This is a genomic window from Pseudobutyrivibrio sp., assembly GCF_017471675.1.
Taxonomy (GTDB): domain Bacteria; phylum Bacillota; class Clostridia; order Lachnospirales; family Lachnospiraceae; genus Pseudobutyrivibrio.
The window spans coordinates 1-15,372 of record NZ_JAFUSK010000004.1 but is presented as its reverse complement, the minus strand read 5'-3'; the positions used below and the strand labels follow the sequence as shown (position 1 = coordinate 15,372).

Sequence of the window (15,372 nt, the reverse complement as noted above, 5' to 3'; positions counted from 1 at the left end):
TTTGAAGCACTTTGTTACCGTAAAACTACCGTATTATTTACAGGAGAGAATGTTTTGGAAGATTCAATTTATGGTAATCATAGGGACGCTATGATTGATGTTATGAATATTATAATGGGCTCTGTGGACGAGCTTAGGGCTAACATGACCGAGGAGTATGGCAGTGACCCGGTGGAGCATTGCTTAGCCAGAATTAAGTCAGAGGAAAGCATGCGTGAAAAATGTAGACGTCAGTGCATTCCGGAGACTACCCAGTCAGCACTGGAGGTAATCCATGATGCAATCGGAATCAGGGTTGTGTGCGCATTTATCAGTGATGTTTATAGGGTGCGTGACCATCTAAAGGCAATGGATAAGGTGGAAGTAGTTGAGGAAAAGGACTACATAAAGCATGCTAAGCCAAATGGTTATCGTAGCCTTCATCTGATTTTGAAATATGATAATAAGTATTATGTGGAGATTCAGCTTCGTACCATTTCCATGGATACATGGGCTGCTCTTGAGCATCATATTCATTATAAGAAAGAGGCTAGCGAGCAGGATAAGCTGATAATTGCAGAGCTAAAAAGATGCGCCGATGAACTTGCATCTACAGACATGTCTATGCAAACAATCAGGGACATGATTAGAAATGATTTATAAGAGGTTTATATGAAAATATTACTTGCAGAAGATACTAAAGATTTAAATAAGGTTGTGACACAAATGCTAGAAATGCAAGGCTTTGATGTGGATAGTGCATTTGATGGTGAAGAGGCGCTTAAGCTTGCATTAAGTAATGGCTATGATGGAATTGTTTTAGATATAATGATGCCAAAGATGTCAGGACTGGATGTTTTAAAGGAGATAAGAAGCAGAAATATAGTAACACCAGTGCTTATGCTTACCGCAAAAGCAGAGGTGGATGATAGAGTAGAGGGCTTAGATGCAGGCGCAGATGATTATCTGACTAAGCCATTTGCTATGAAGGAATTGATGGCGAGGGTAAAGGCTCTTACCAGAAGAGGAAGTCAGTATGCAGCCAAGGAATTATCCTTTGGAGATTTGACTCTTAAATCAGAAAGCTTGGAGCTGATTGCATCTAATACAGTTCGACTTTCAATTAAGGAGTTTTCTTTGATGCAGGCACTTCTTTTGAATCAGGAGCATGAGGTGGATAATAATTATCTTATCGAGCATGTGTGGAACGATGAAAACGATGTTTCGGAGGAGACTGTTTGGCTTTATGTGAATTTCTTACAGGGCAAGCTTTCTTATGTGGATTCAAATGTTGAGATAAAGGGCGACAAGGGTGGTCCTTTTAAGGTGGTTGTCAATGAGTGAAAAAGCGATTCAGAGATTAAAAAATAAATTCATAATGACAGCAATGCTTTCATTCTTTGTTGTCATGACTTTTATTGCAGGATGTATCTATGTTTTCAACGCTCTTATGACTAGAAGTCAAATCAAGGATAACATTAGGTACATCGTGGAAAATGATGGTGTGCTTCCGATGCAGTATGATAGTGACAGCATTGATTCTGAAGAAATGCATGATGCAGGCCAGACCATTGCTAGCAAAAATGAATTTATAATACAGCTTGAGAAGCTGTTTGGAGTTGAAAGTGGATATATTTCTGATGAATTCTATTATTCCACAAGATATTTTGCTGTAACCTTTACCAGTGATGATGAGGTTGAACGTGTAATCACATCCCATACTGCAGCAGTAGAACCAACTCAGGCAGTTACCTACGCAAATACGGTAATGAAGCGCTGGTTCAAATTTGGCAGTTATGACGACTATTACTACATGGTTGCTGATAGAGAACAGGGTGGTAAGATTGTTGTTGTACTTGATTGCAGTACACAGGTTTCTATCAACAGAAGATTAGTGCTTTTGGCATGCATCCTGATAGGCCTTGGCATGGTGATATCTACATCTGTAATCAGGGTATGGGCTGAAAGAATTATTCAGCCTGAAATAAAAAATGCGGAGCTACAGAAATCATTTATTACCAATGCCAGCCACGAACTGAAAACACCACTTGCTGTAATTAAGGCAAACACAGAAATGCTGGAAATGATGGGCACAGAAAACGAATGGACCCAGTCTACAATGCGTCAGGTTGACCGTCTTACAGGTCTTATCCAAAATCTGGTACTGGTAACCCGTGCCAGCGAAAAGGACAGCAAGGAAGACAGGGTAGAGATTGACTTCACTGCAATCGTAAAGGATACTGCAAAGACTTTTGAGCCAGTTGCATTATCAGATGGCAAAACTATAGAATACTCAATTGCAGAGGGAGTAGGAATGCTTGCTCACGAAGGAGATATCAGGCAGATATCCACACTGCTTATTGATAACGCAATCAAATACTGCGATGATGGTGGAAAAGTCACTATCGGACTTGGAACTGACAAGAAGAAAAAGAACATCTACCTTCGTGTATCTAACAGCTACGCTACTGGCGAGGGCAAAGACTATCACCGTTTCTTTGACCGTTTCTACCGTGGGGATGAAGCCCACAACATCGACAAGGAAGGCTACGGTGTAGGCCTTTCCATAGCCCAAGGCTTGATGGAACGCTATCACGGAGACATCAAAGTCAACTGGCGAGATGGAATCATAACCTTCACTTGCAAGTTCTAAGGAGCGTTACGTAGATGCCTAGGTAACTAGTTTCCCGCCACTAGGCTTTGAGGTTGCGGTGCCAGCGGATTAGGGCTATGCCGATGATTATCGTATATCCGATAATGCTTTGGGCTACTGGAACCTCGCCAAGGAATAATATACCAAGAAGAGCGGCAAAGATTACCTGGGTGTAATCAAAGACGGAGATTTCCTTGGCAGGGGCGTATTTGTAGGCAGTGGTGATTGCAAACTGTCCAAGGGAAGCTGATACGCCAGCTAAGATTAGGTATAGCCACTGAAGTGGAGTCATAGGTACATAGCCTGCAATCAAAAATGGTAATGTTACAATGCAGGAAAAGAAGGAAAACGCAAATACGATAACAGGAGTTTGAACCCCCTTGTTAGATACTTTTCTTACGAATACATATGCGGTGCCTGCACCAAAGCCTCCAAATAATCCGACAAGTGCAGGGAAGACTGCAGTGAATGTACCGGTAGGTCTGATGATAAACAGTGCGCCAATAAAGGCTATTATAGTTGTTAAAATGTCGAATCGGCTAGGTATTTCCTTTAGGATAAAAATAGATAGTATAATAGCAAAAAATGGTGATAGCTTGTTAAGCATATTTGCATCTGCAATTCCCAGTCTATCAACTGCGTAGAAGTTAGCAATGAGTCCGGCTGTTCCAAAGGCTGAGCGAAGGAACACATCTAATCTATTTCCTTTTCCTATGTGAAAGCCCTTGCCGCTTTTGATGATGGCAGAGCTTGCAACTATAAGTGCAACAAAGTTTCTAAAAAATGCCTTTTGCATGGTAGGTAAATCTCCTGAAATTCTAACGAAGAAAGTCATAAGAGAGAAGCCAAAGGCTGCTAAAAGGATAAAGGTTATGCCTTTGATTTTGTCGTTTTTACTCATGAAATATTATCCTTTCTAATTTCAAATTTATCTTAATTTAATTCCTTAATTATTATGTATATCTTAAGTAAAATGTCAATATTATAGTAGATTTAAGATGGCGGTTTTATTACAATTAGTTCATTAGGAGGATATGTAATGAGACCAATACTTAAGAACAAATTGTATCTGTATCTAACAGAGTTTTTTGCGGGGATGTCAGTGATGGCAGTGGAGCTTGGGGCAAGCAGATTGTTAGCTCCATATTTCAGTTCATCACAGATTGTATGGACCATAATTATCGGGACTATTATGATAGCTATGGCATTAGGAAATCTATATGGAGGAAGAGCTGCGGATAAGGATCCTAATCCGGATAAGCTTTATGGAAGAATCATCATTGCAGCTATTTGGATTGCAGCAATTCCTGTGGTTGGAAAATATATTATTATGGGAATATCTGCGCTGCTGATTTTTACGGTAAGCAGCAATTTTCTTGTTATCGCAGGCTTTGTGGCTTGCATGGTAATATTCGTATTTCCGTTATTTTTGCTTGGCACAGTTACACCTTCACTTGTTAAGTTTTCTGTGGACAGCTTAGATGATAGTGGAAGTGTAGTTGGTAAGCTTAATGCCAGCAATACGATAGGAAGTATTATAGGTACATTTGTGCCTACATTCATCAGTATTCCAGCGGTTGGAACAGCTATTACATTTTTGATTTTTGCAGGCATTTTGTTAGTGCTTTGCATCATTTATTTTGTAAGCTCTGGGATAAATTTTTCAAAGGCCAAGAAGGTACCTGTTAGTATTATTCTTTTTTTAGTCTGCTGTCTTCTTGGCCATAACAATAGCTTTGCTTTTTGGCAGACTGGCCTTACCTATGAAGGTGAATCTATCTATAACTATCTACAGGTGTATGAGGACGATAGACAGGTGGTCCTTTCCACTAATGTGTTGTTTGGAACTCAATCCGTATATACGAAGGAAAAAGGACCAACAGGATACTATTATGACCATGCTATGGCAGCAGTGTATATGGGGGAAGATGAGGATAAAGCTACACCTACCAAAATCCTTGTGCTAGGCAATGGCTCTGGCACCTATGCCACCCAGTGTGAAAGGTACTTTGATAATGTGGAGGTTACCGGAGTAGAGATAGATGAGAAAATCACATCTCTTGCCCATGATTACTTTGAACTGCCTGAGGATGTGCCTGTAGTTACATACGATGGAAGGGCGTATCTAAATGTGGCAAAGGAAAAATATGATGTGATTATGGTTGATGCCTACCAGGATATAACCATTCCATTTCAAATGTCCAGTGTAGAATTTTTCACATTAGTCCGTGACCATCTTACAGATAATGGTGTGATGGTGGTAAATCTTAATATGCGAAGTGATTCTGCTGATAACATTAATTATTATCTGGCTGACACCATCGGCCATGTTTTTAAATCTGTTATGACAGCCAATGTACAGGGGAATACTAATAGGATTCTGTATGCAAGTATGAATGATAATATGGCTGAAAAGCTTGCAGCAGGGATTGCCAGTGAATCAGATGAAGATCTGCTTTATATGATGGGTAAGGTACAGGAAAATCTTGTTAGCTATGAACCGGGAAATCTGATTCTTACTGACGATAAGGCACCTGTGGAATTGCTTGGAATGGAAATCATAGATGAGCTTATTTCAGAAGAGGTTTCATACTACAAGGATATTTATAAAGAACAGGGAATAGAGGGGCTGCTAAATCAGCTTTAACTTACTGAAAATTTTTGACTTGAAGAAGGGACATAATATTATGAAAATAACTAATCCAGTATTAAAAATGGATATGCCAGATATAGATATCATTAAGGACGGGGACAATTTTTACATGGTAAGTACCACCATGTTTTTCATGCCAGGCGGACCAGTTTTACGTTCTAAGGATTTAAAGAACTGGGAGATTGTTTCCTACATCTTTGATAAGATTGCTGATAATGATATATATCAACTTAAAAATGAAAAAAATGCATACGGCTCAGGTCAGTGGGCTACATCTTTAGTTAAGCACAATGATATGTTTTATGCTGCTTTTGCAAGTAACGATATGAAAAAGACATACATCTATTTCACAGATGATATAGAAAAATCATTTTGGGATAGGGTTGAATTAGATGGTGTGTATCATGATATGAGCTTCCTGTTTTGGGAAGGACATTCATACCTGGTATACGGCAATGGTGATATTCATATCATTGAGCTTGAAGATGATTTAAAATCAATAAAAGCTGGCGGGGTGAATAGGCTGCTTTTATCTACACCAAAGGATGGAATCATGCTTAGATGTGAAGGCTGCAGAGCTTACGTTAAGGATGGTTTTATCTATCTTTGCTTTATTGAATGGCCTAAGGAAGGTGTAGAAAATGGCAGAAGAAGAGAGGTTAGCTATCGCAGTACATCCTTAGATGGTCCATTTGAGCGTAAAGTGATTTTTGATGATGATATGAATTATCGTAATTGCGGTATAGCCCAAGGAGTGCTAATAGATGCTGGCGATAAGTGGCTAAGTATGCTGTTTCAAGATCATGGGGCAGTTGGAAGAATTCCATATCTTCTTCCAATGAGCTGGCAGGATAATTGGCCAGTGATTGGTGTAGATGGCAAGGCGCCAGTAGAGTTTGAGATAGATATGGCTGAGGTAAAGACGGCACCTCTTGTTATCAGCGAAAGCTTTAATCATAAGGAAAATAAGCTGCCACTTCAGTTTCAGTGGAATCATAATCCTATAGATGCTGCATGGACATTTACTGAGAGGCCAGGATATTTGCGTCTTAAGAATAAGCAGGTATGTGATGGACTCCTTACAGCAAGAAATACTCTTACAGAAAGAACAGTTACACCTAAATCCGTATATACGATAGAAGGGGATTTCTCTCAGTTGAAGGAGGGGGATTATGCCGGACTAGCTGCCTTTATGGGGGAGTACGGTCAGATAGGAGTAACCAAGGAAAAGGGAGAGTTTTTCATAGCCCAAACATTTAAGGATGGAATCAAAGAGCGTCTTGCAGTTTCAGCAATCCCAGGCTTTGATGAAAGCCATTTATTCTTTAGGATTGTATTTGATTTTGAAAATGATGATAAGGCATATTTTTATTATTCGGTGGATGGCAAAAACTTCCTATCAGTTGGTGAAGCACTGCAAATGCAATATACCTTGGATTTATTTGTAGGCTATCGAATCGGTATCTTTTCTTATGCCACTAAGGAACTTGATGGAATGGTGGATTTTAGGAATCTGGTGGCTATGTAAAAGGATTAAAAATGGTAACAAAGGTTTTGGGGATTGCCATTTATGGGGCTGATGTGTATTCTATTAATAAAGGAAATAGAAGCTAAAATGAGTTTTTAGAACAAGATAACAGGAGGAGTTTTTATGAATTACGAAATTAAAGGTGAGAGCTTGCCAGTACTTAAGTGTCAGCTTAATCAGGGAGAAGCAATCCAATGTGAAGCTGGTGCTATGTCATGGATGGATGAGGGCATAGAGATGCAGACACAAGCCGGAGGCTTAGGCAAGATGTTTGGCAGATTAGTGACTGGTGAAAGTATGTTTTTAAATACTTACGTTGCTAATCGTGCAGGCGAGGTTGCATTTGCATCTAAGTTCCCAGGTTCAATTAGAGCTATCGAAATTACACCTGGTAATGGACTTATAGTTCAAAAGGGCTCTTATCTTGCAACTATGGGAGATGTTAAGTCTGAAGTATTTATTCAAAAGAGGATTAGCGGAGGCTTATTCGGTGGGGAAGGTTTCCTTATGAGAAAATTCACTGGAACTGGTATAGTTTTCCTTGAGATTGATGGTTCAGCACATGATTATGAACTTGCAGCAGGTCAGGTAAAGATTGTTGATTCTGGTAATCTTGCTGCCATGTCAGAAAACTGCAATATGGAGATTCGCACTATCAAGGGTGTAAAGAATGTACTCTTCGGTGGTGAGGGATTATTCAACACAGTTGTAACAGGTCCTGGTAAGGTGGTATTACAGAGTATGCCTATTTCATCAACAGCACTTAAGCTGTATGATTATATGCCACATCCTTCTTCATCAAACTAGAATTTACAAATTGAATGATGATAAACCTCGGTAATCGTTGTATAATTACCGAGGTTTTATTTTTTTAGAAAAATTATTTAAGTTAGGAATTGTAGAAAATGGAGCATTTTAATACACCGGAAGAAGCACTAAAGAAGCTGTTTGGTTATGAATCCTTTAGGGAGGGGCAAAAATCTATAATAGATGCAATCTTAGAGGGCAAGGATGTTTTTGCTGTAATGCCAACTGGGGCAGGAAAATCTATCTGTTATCAGATACCAGCAGTGGTACTTCCTGGAATTACACTTGTTATATCACCTTTGATTTCATTAATGCAGGATCAGGTGAAATCCTTAAATGAGGCAGGAATCGAGGCTGCATTTATCAATAGTGCCCTTTCAGAAATGGAATTTGCAAATACTGTTGAAGCGGCAAGGGCAGGAGCTTTTAAGATATTATATGTTGCGCCGGAAAGACTAATGACAGAGGATTTCATTGAGCTTGCCAAGTCCATATCAATTTCAATGGTGACAGTGGATGAGGCACATTGTATCTCTCAGTGGGGACAGGATTTCCGCCCTAGCTACACAAGGATTGTTGATTTTGTAAAGGAGCTTGATAAACGACCAATAATCAGTGCCTTTACAGCTACAGCAACAGAAAATGTAAGAGAAGATATTGTATGCACTCTAGGGCTTATCAATCCATTTACATTAGTGCTAGGCTTTGATAGAGAAAATCTTTTCTTCCAGGTGGAGCGTCCAAAGAATAAAGAGCAGTTTGTTGTTGATTATATTATGAAGCATCCAGATGAAAGTGGAATAATCTATTGTTCTACCAGAAAGAATGTGGATAAAATATACGATTTGCTACTGGCTAAGGGTGTTTCCGTTGCCAAATATCATGCAGGCATGAGTGCTGAGGATAGAAAGCAGATGCAGGATGATTTTGTATTTGATTATAAGAGTATTGTAGTGGCAACAAATGCTTTTGGAATGGGAATTGATAAATCAAATGTTAGATTTGTAATTCATTTTAATATGCCACAGAGTATGGAAAACTACTATCAGGAAGCTGGTAGAGCTGGGCGAGATGGGCTGGATTCAAAATGCATTCTTCTGTTTTCTCCACAGGATGTAATCATTAACAAATATCTGTTAGAACACAAAGAGGACCTTGATATCGACCCGGAAGATTTAGAGATTATCAAGGAACGGGACAACAGCAGATTACAGGCAATGGAAAAGTACTGCTATACCACAGAATGTCTCAGAAATTATATACTTAGATATTTTGGCGAGAACAGGAATGAGCCATGTGAAGACTGCGGCAATTGCCTTAGAGAATTTGAAACCATAGATATGACTGATGCAGCCAAGAAAATCATTAACTGCGTATACGAGGCCAGGGGACGTTATGGCAGAGGCATTATTGTTGATACAGTACTTGGAGCAAAGACAGCAAGGCTAAAAGAGATTGGTGCTATGGATTACAAGTCTTATGGTGTGCTTAATTCCAGCACCAAAAACATGCTGATGAGATTAATCGAGCAGCTTATTTTTGAAAAATATCTTGTTGTTGGGGATTATCATGTCATTAGACTAGGTGATATCAGCAGGCTAAAAGATTCTAATACTACTGTGATGGTAAAAATCACCGATGAAGATAAGAAGCCTGCCAAGGCTAAGAAGGAAAGCAAAAAGTCAGCCTCTATGAGTGCACTTACTTCAAATGGATTCAAGCTATTTGATAAGCTGCGTGAGCTAAGACTTGAAATAGCCAGAGCTGAAAACATGCCTCCATACATAGTATTTAATGACAAGACTTTGATTGAAATGGCAGCAAAAGTACCACTTACTGATGCTGAAATGCTTACAGTATCAGGTGTGGGAGATAGCAAGCTGAAAAAATATGGTAATCAGTTCTTGAAAGCTATTGAAGAGGCTGTAAAGGAATATCCAGAGCTTTTAAAAGATAAAGAAAATCAGCGAAAAGGGCAAGAATAAATTCTACGGCGTTACACATCTGCTTGAGGAGGGGTAGCCACACCTAGGCTTTTTACATAGGACAGTTATTTCGAAAGAGATAGCTGTCCTTTTTTTTATTAGTTATTAGCACTTTTGAAATTGTGTATTCCTTACTGGATGAGGATTCTGTATAATTGAAGACAGTGAAATCGACAAATCTGAATTTGCTTTTTTTATGTTTGTTGCAGCCAGATAATTATGATTTAAAGGTATAGAATAATTATGAGTCTAAACAAAAAAGTAATTACACTTGAAAATGCCTCAAAGGTATATGATGGTAAGTATGTGATAAATAATATTTCACATGAATTTGCCGAAGGAGAATCCATAGCATTATGTGGACATAATGGATGTGGCAAAAGTACAATGCTTAAGCTATTAGCTAGCATTGTTTCGTTAAGCTCTGGGAAAATAGTGTATCAAAAGAAACTTAAATTCGCTTATGTACCTGAAAAGTTTCCAGGTATGGAAATATCGATGATTGATTATCTTCAAGGCATTGCCAGGATAGAAAGAGTGGATTTTTCGCTAGTGAATGAACTGATCAGTGAATTCTACTTGGAATCCATGATCAAAACAAGATTAAACAAACTATCGAAGGGAAGCCTTCAAAAAGTGGGAGTTATTCAGGCTATTCTTGCACCGCGGGATGTGATTTTTCTTGATGAACCTCTTTCAGGTCAGGATGCAGACTCTCAGAAACTGTTCATAACAAAAATGAATGAATTGAGGAACAAGGGAGTTACGATCTTCATGGCTTGTCATGAGAAGATGCTGATAAATGAGTTGTCTGACAAGGTCTATACGATAGATAAAGGAAAACTCATGGAAGTAAAGAACCCAGGAGAGTTACAATATTGGGTCTATGTTAGAAAATGCCCCAAGCTACAAGCTTGGCTTGGTATGAAAAGTAATGGTGATAGGTATGAAATTACGGTAAAGGAAGCAGTGTTAAAGGAAACTGTGCTAAAACTATACGATGAGGGGTGGGAAATTGTTGGGATTGAGAAACTTGATTGAAATATATAGATTAAGGTTAAAAATGCTGAAGAAAAGCTCTACATTAACGATTCCTACAGTTGTCACTCTGATTTTTCTCGGAGTAATGTATTCTGTAGTACCGCATGATATATGTGGTAGTTTTTTACTGTCTGCGCTTTTCATATACTTTATATGTCTGTTTCTGTCTATATACTTGAATGGTGGAGAGAATGATATATATGAAGAAACGCTATTCCTGCATTGTTTGGACATTCATAGCTATTACTTTTCGCGCGAACTGTTATTAATTACATTGGATTTATGCTATACACTTGTGCTGACATTAGTGCCTACGATACTGTTTTTGATGGATAATGGCAGATTTACCAGGCAGATGGAACTTGCAGATATTGCATGTGGAGGGGTACATATTTTCATGTGTGGACTCGGGGGTATGATGACAGGAGATTTTTTTCACCCAAGAATTTTTAGAAAGAGAAGGGATGCGATAATAGGAGCAATAGCGATTTCCATGCTTGCAGTCTCTAAGGAGGGACTGATTGATTGTTCATCAGCATTTAGTATTTTGAACTTTATACTCCCGCCTATCACTGATGGACTAAAATCTTTGGGAAGCAATAGTTATTTTGAACCAAGAGAGATGATGCTGATATGTATGCACTTGGCGGTTTATTGTGTACTGATTATGATAGTAAAAATAAAAATGTTAGAAAAGAAAAAGTTCAGATATTAGTATGTAGATTGCTTTAACACAATTGATGATAAGTTGATATTTGATAAGATATAGACCAGTACCCTGAGGTTGATATGTACTGGCCTTTTATTATGCAGGGTAGAGAAATAAATAGAAATGTGGTAATATACAGAAGGCTATGACCAAAAGTGTTATAAATATTGAAAACATAGTAAATCATTACTTTTAGAAGGAGATAAATTACCATGAAATTGGGCATTGTCGGACTTCCAAACGTTGGAAAGTCAACACTTTTTAATTCACTTACAAAGGCAGGAGCACTTGCAGCAAACTATCCATTTGCTACAATCGATCCAAACGTAGGCGTTGTATCAGTACCTGATAAGCGTCTTGATGCACTTACAAAAATGTACAACTCTAAGAAGACAGTACCAGCTACAATCGAATTCGTAGATATCGCTGGTCTTGTAAAGGGTGCTTCAAAGGGTGAAGGACTTGGAAACCAGTTCCTTGCAAACATCCGTGAGGTAGATGCAATCGTTCACGTGGTACGTTGCTTCGAGGATGCTAATGTAGTTCACGTTGATGGCAGCATCGATTCACTCCGTGATATTGAGACAATCAACCTTGAGCTTCTTTTCTCAGATATGGAAGTTATGGAGCGTCGTTACTCTAAGACAGAGCGTAGTGCTCGTATGGATAAGACTCTTCAGAAGGAAGCTGCTATGCAAAAGAGACTTCTTGAGCACATGGAAGCTGGTAACATGGCTAAGACTTTTGAGCTTAACGATGAGGATGAAGAAAGCTATTTCAAGGAGTACAATCTTCTTACAGCAAAACCTGTTATCTATGCGGCTAATGTAGAGGATGAGGACCTTGCAGATGATGGCGCTAACAACAAGAATGTTCAGGCTGTTAGAGAGTACGCTGCAAAGGGAGGCTCAGAGGTATTCGTTATCTCAGCACAGATTGAGCAGGAGATTTCAGAGCTTGAGTCAGAGGAAGAGAAGCAGGAGTTCTTAGAGGCAATGGGTCTTGAAGAGTCAGGTCTTGATAAACTTATCACTGCTTCATATAGATTGCTTGGTCTTATTTCTTACCTTACATCTGGTGAGGACGAGACACGTGCCTGGACAATCAAGAAGGGCACAAAGGCTCCACAGGCCGCTGGTAAGATTCATACAGATTTTGAGCGTGGATTCATCAAGGCTGAGGTTGTTAGCTATGATGACCTTATGGCAAATGGCTCTATGACAGCAGCAAAGGAAAAAGGCCTTGTTCGTATGGAAGGCAAGGAATACGTTGTTGCTGATGGAGATGTAATTACATTCAGATTTAATGTTTAATCTGCTACAGATTGTATAACGCCTAAAATTTTGCTATTATATATTTAATGAAGGTTAATTGTTTGTTTTACCTATAAGGAGGTATTTATGAAGATTACTAACATTAAAGACACAGAAGCATTTTTTAAGGTTATTGATAGCTGCCAGGGCAGAGTTGAGCTTGTAACAGGTGAGGGTGATAGACTTAATCTTAAGTCAAAGCTTTCTCAGTTTGTTTCACTTGCTAACATCTTCCAGGCAGACGAGAGTATTCCTGAGCTTGAGCTTATTGCTTATGAGCCAGATGATGCGAAAAGACTTTTGGAGTTTATGATTTCACAATAATTCAAAACGATTATAAAGGGGTCTGGTTTTTATACTGGACCCCTTATTTATGGCTGTTTGAGAGTAGATAAAGAGGTTAGTGATGCTTGCGAATTTGTTATTTTGTCTTAATGCTACAGTACCTATATTTCTATTAATGGTTCTAGGTTATGTTTTCAAAAAGATTAATATATTCAATGAGGGACTTACTAAGGGATTGAATAGATTTGTATTCAAGGTAGCGCTTCCACTACTGGTTTATAAAGAGCTAGCATCTTCTGATGTAGAGGAATTGTGGGATACCAGATTCGTACTTTTTTGCTTTTTAGCAACGGTTCTTTCAATCGTTATTGCATATATCTTTTCTTTTCTTTTCAAAGCAAAAGAAATAAGGCCAGAATTTATTCAGGGCACCTATAGAAGTAGCGCGGCACTTTTAGGAGTGGGCATTGCCACTAATCTTTACGGTAATGCAGGTATGACTCCACTTATGATTATTGGCGCAGTACCTCTTTACAATGTATTTGCCGTGATTGTTCTTACTCTTGGACAAGGCGAGGGCAAAATAACTGGAGCATTAATGCGAAAGACTCTGTGGGGTGTTATTACAAACCCTATTATCATTGGTGTAATGCTTGGTATTGTTAGAGCATTTATTCCAGTTCCAATACTTTTACCAAAGACCCTTGATTATGTTAGCAATCTGGCAACGCCATTGGGACTTATGGCGCTAGGTGCCAGCTTTCAGTTTAAAGAAGCAATCACTAAGATTTGGCCTACAGGACTTGCTACCTTTTTAAAACTCATTGGCCTTGGAATGATAATAATACCTATTGCTGTTTCAATGGGATACACACATGATAAGCTGGTTGCAGTGCTTATAATGACCAGTTCTCCAACCACAGTTTCCACATTTGTCATGGCAAAATCTATGGGTTATAATGGAACCGTTTCAGCAGGAATAGTTATGCTGACTACTATACTATCAGCTTTTACACTTACTGTATGGTTATACATACTTAGAACATACGGACTAATATAAAAGAAATGGAGATTACTATGAGAGCTTACGAGAGATTATTAAATTACGTTAAGGTATATACTACAAGTGATGAAGATAGCACTACAGTACCTTCAACAGCCAGACAGTTTGATTTGGCAAAGATGCTTGTTGAGGAGCTTCACGCAATCGGTGTTACTAATGCCGAGGTTGATGATAAGTGCTACATCTATGCATCAATCCCAGCCACAGCCGGATACGAGGATAAAAAGGCTGTAGGATTTATTGCCCACATGGATACAGCACCAGATTTTTGCGGTGAAAACGTTAATCCGGTAGTTGTTGAAAATTATGATGGAGAAGATGTTGTACTTGGAACTAGCGGACGTACTATCAAGGTATCTGATTTTCCACATCTTAAGACATTAAAGGGACGCACACTTATCCACACAGATGGTACTACACTTCTTGGTGCTGATGATAAGTCAGGTATTGCCGAGATTATGACATTTGCTGAGGAACTTATTAATAGCGATATGCCACACGGCAAGATTTGCATTGGATTTACACCAGATGAAGAGATTGGTGCTGGTGCAGACCATTTTGATGTTGAGCGTTTTGGTGCTGACTTCGCATATACGGTAGATGGTGGCGAGGAAAACGCTGTAGAATATGAGAACTTTAATGCAGCAGCAGCTTCAGTTAAGTTCAATGGTGTTAATATTCACCCAGGCGATGCAAAGGATATTATGGTAAATGCAGCACTTGTTGCAATGGAATTTAATAGCATGCTTCCACCAACACAGACACCTAGCCAGACAGAGGGCTACGAAGGATTTTTCCATCTTACAGATATGAAGGGCGACGTTGCATCAGCAGAACTTTCTTACATCATTCGTGACCATGATGCTGATAAGTTCGCTGAGAAGAAAAAGGTTATGGAGCATGCAGCCAATATCATTAATCAGAAGTATGGCGATGGTACTTGTCTGCTTACTATCAAGGATCAGTATCAGAACATGCTTGAGATGATTAAGCCACACATGTTCCTTATAGATTACGCTTTTGAAGCATTAAAGGATGCAGGCGAGAATCCTAAGGCTGTTGCAATCCGTGGTGGCACAGACGGAGCGCGTCTTTCATTTATGGGATTGCCATGTCCAAACCTTGGAACAGGCGGATACAACTTCCACGGCCCAATGGAGCACATCACAGCCGAAGGCATGGACACCGTAGTTAAGGTACTTCACGGTATAGCGAAGCGCTTCGCTAATTCGTAACAAGTGACTGTTTATTACTAGATGAGCCGGTAGACAGCAAATCTACATTGTTGTTGGCAAGCGCGAGCAGGGGTGCTAAAGGTCCTGTGGACCTTTGTTAAGCACCGACCGTAGTGAAACG

General features: G+C 39.2%; 14 protein-coding genes. 13 read left to right on the top strand and 1 reads right to left on the bottom strand.

Going from position 1 to position 15,372, the window contains the following annotated elements:
- The 3 genes from IJ535_RS00700 to IJ535_RS00690 all read left to right on the top strand — a co-directional run.
- Positions 1-642 (top strand): GTP pyrophosphokinase (locus tag IJ535_RS00700; RefSeq protein WP_330619457.1); only part of this gene is annotated, 642 nt, incomplete at its 5' end.
- A 9-nt stretch (positions 643-651) separates the two neighbouring features.
- On the top strand, positions 652-1,323 hold the full coding sequence (locus tag IJ535_RS00695; protein WP_294297378.1) for a response regulator transcription factor: 672 nt from the start codon (positions 652-654) through the stop codon (positions 1,321-1,323).
- Complete coding sequence (locus IJ535_RS00690) at positions 1,316-2,632, top strand: sensor histidine kinase (RefSeq protein ID WP_294297375.1); 1,317 nt, start codon at positions 1,316-1,318, stop codon at positions 2,630-2,632. Before IJ535_RS00695 ends, IJ535_RS00690 begins: the two co-directional genes overlap by 8 nt.
- Positions 2,633-2,672: 40 nt before the next feature.
- Here the strand turns inward: IJ535_RS00690 and IJ535_RS00685 are convergent, their stop codons facing one another.
- Positions 2,673-3,533, bottom strand: coding sequence for a DMT family transporter (locus tag IJ535_RS00685; protein WP_294297373.1), 861 nt, complete (start codon positions 3,531-3,533; stop codon positions 2,673-2,675).
- Positions 3,534-3,671: 138 nt separating this feature from the next.
- On the opposite strand from IJ535_RS00685, the gene IJ535_RS00680 reads away from it, so the two are divergent.
- The 10 genes from IJ535_RS00680 to pepT all read left to right on the top strand — a co-directional run bounded on the left by IJ535_RS00680 (position 3,672) and on the right by pepT (position 15,251).
- The gene (locus IJ535_RS00680; RefSeq protein WP_294297370.1) at positions 3,672-5,279 is read left to right on the top strand and encodes a spermidine synthase; all 1,608 of its coding nucleotides are present in this window, start codon (positions 3,672-3,674) and stop codon (positions 5,277-5,279) included.
- A gap of 40 nt (positions 5,280-5,319) precedes the next feature.
- Positions 5,320-6,813 (top strand): glycoside hydrolase family 43 protein, encoded by a 1,494-nt coding sequence (locus IJ535_RS00675; protein ID WP_294297367.1) that lies wholly within the window; start codon positions 5,320-5,322, stop codon positions 6,811-6,813.
- A gap of 123 nt (positions 6,814-6,936) precedes the next feature.
- Positions 6,937-7,620, top strand: coding sequence for a TIGR00266 family protein (locus IJ535_RS00670; protein WP_294297364.1), 684 nt, complete (start codon positions 6,937-6,939; stop codon positions 7,618-7,620).
- Positions 7,621-7,718: 98 nt separating this feature from the next.
- Positions 7,719-9,605, top strand: a complete 1,887-nt coding sequence (recQ, locus tag IJ535_RS00665; RefSeq protein ID WP_294297361.1) for a DNA helicase RecQ — start codon at positions 7,719-7,721, stop codon at positions 9,603-9,605.
- Between the two features lie 243 nt (positions 9,606-9,848).
- The gene (locus IJ535_RS00660; protein ID WP_294297357.1) at positions 9,849-10,646 is read left to right on the top strand and encodes an ATP-binding cassette domain-containing protein; all 798 of its coding nucleotides are present in this window, start codon (positions 9,849-9,851) and stop codon (positions 10,644-10,646) included.
- A 328-nt stretch (positions 10,647-10,974) separates the two neighbouring features.
- Entirely contained in the window at positions 10,975-11,361 is a 387-nt protein-coding gene (locus IJ535_RS00655; protein ID WP_294297353.1) for a hypothetical protein, read from the top strand.
- Positions 11,362-11,567: 206 nt separating this feature from the next.
- Entirely contained in the window at positions 11,568-12,668 is a 1,101-nt protein-coding gene (ychF, locus tag IJ535_RS00650) for a redox-regulated ATPase YchF (protein WP_294297350.1), read from the top strand.
- An 87-nt stretch (positions 12,669-12,755) separates the two neighbouring features.
- Positions 12,756-12,992 (top strand): polya polymerase, encoded by a 237-nt coding sequence (locus IJ535_RS00645; protein WP_294295456.1) that lies wholly within the window; start codon positions 12,756-12,758, stop codon positions 12,990-12,992.
- Positions 12,993-13,074: 82 nt separating this feature from the next.
- Complete coding sequence (locus tag IJ535_RS00640) at positions 13,075-14,013, top strand: AEC family transporter (RefSeq protein ID WP_294297346.1); 939 nt, start codon at positions 13,075-13,077, stop codon at positions 14,011-14,013.
- 17 nt (positions 14,014-14,030) lie between these two features.
- Positions 14,031-15,251 (top strand): peptidase T, encoded by a 1,221-nt coding sequence (gene pepT, locus IJ535_RS00635; protein ID WP_294297339.1) that lies wholly within the window; start codon positions 14,031-14,033, stop codon positions 15,249-15,251.
- Positions 15,252-15,372: the final 121 nt, after the last annotated feature.

Excerpts from the sequence above, each read along its gene's own strand:
- IJ535_RS00695 (WP_294297378.1), top strand. The coding sequence starts at position 652 with ATGAAAATATTACTTGCAGAAGATACTAAAGATTTAAATAAGGTTGTG.
- IJ535_RS00690 (WP_294297375.1), top strand. The coding sequence starts at position 1,316 with ATGAGTGAAAAAGCGATTCAGAGATTAAAAAATAAATTCATAATGACA.
- IJ535_RS00685 (WP_294297373.1), bottom strand. The coding sequence starts at position 3,533 with ATGAGTAAAAACGACAAAATCAAAGGCATAACCTTTATCCTTTTAGCA.
- IJ535_RS00680 (WP_294297370.1), top strand. The coding sequence starts at position 3,672 with ATGAGACCAATACTTAAGAACAAATTGTATCTGTATCTAACAGAGTTT.
- IJ535_RS00675 (WP_294297367.1), top strand. The coding sequence starts at position 5,320 with ATGAAAATAACTAATCCAGTATTAAAAATGGATATGCCAGATATAGAT.
- IJ535_RS00670 (WP_294297364.1), top strand. The coding sequence starts at position 6,937 with ATGAATTACGAAATTAAAGGTGAGAGCTTGCCAGTACTTAAGTGTCAG.
- recQ (WP_294297361.1), top strand. The coding sequence starts at position 7,719 with ATGGAGCATTTTAATACACCGGAAGAAGCACTAAAGAAGCTGTTTGGT.
- IJ535_RS00660 (WP_294297357.1), top strand. The coding sequence starts at position 9,849 with ATGAGTCTAAACAAAAAAGTAATTACACTTGAAAATGCCTCAAAGGTA.
- IJ535_RS00655 (WP_294297353.1), top strand. The coding sequence starts at position 10,975 with ATGGATAATGGCAGATTTACCAGGCAGATGGAACTTGCAGATATTGCA.
- ychF (WP_294297350.1), top strand. The coding sequence starts at position 11,568 with ATGAAATTGGGCATTGTCGGACTTCCAAACGTTGGAAAGTCAACACTT.
- IJ535_RS00645 (WP_294295456.1), top strand. The coding sequence starts at position 12,756 with ATGAAGATTACTAACATTAAAGACACAGAAGCATTTTTTAAGGTTATT.
- IJ535_RS00640 (WP_294297346.1), top strand. The coding sequence starts at position 13,075 with ATGCTTGCGAATTTGTTATTTTGTCTTAATGCTACAGTACCTATATTT.
- pepT (WP_294297339.1), top strand. The coding sequence starts at position 14,031 with ATGAGAGCTTACGAGAGATTATTAAATTACGTTAAGGTATATACTACA.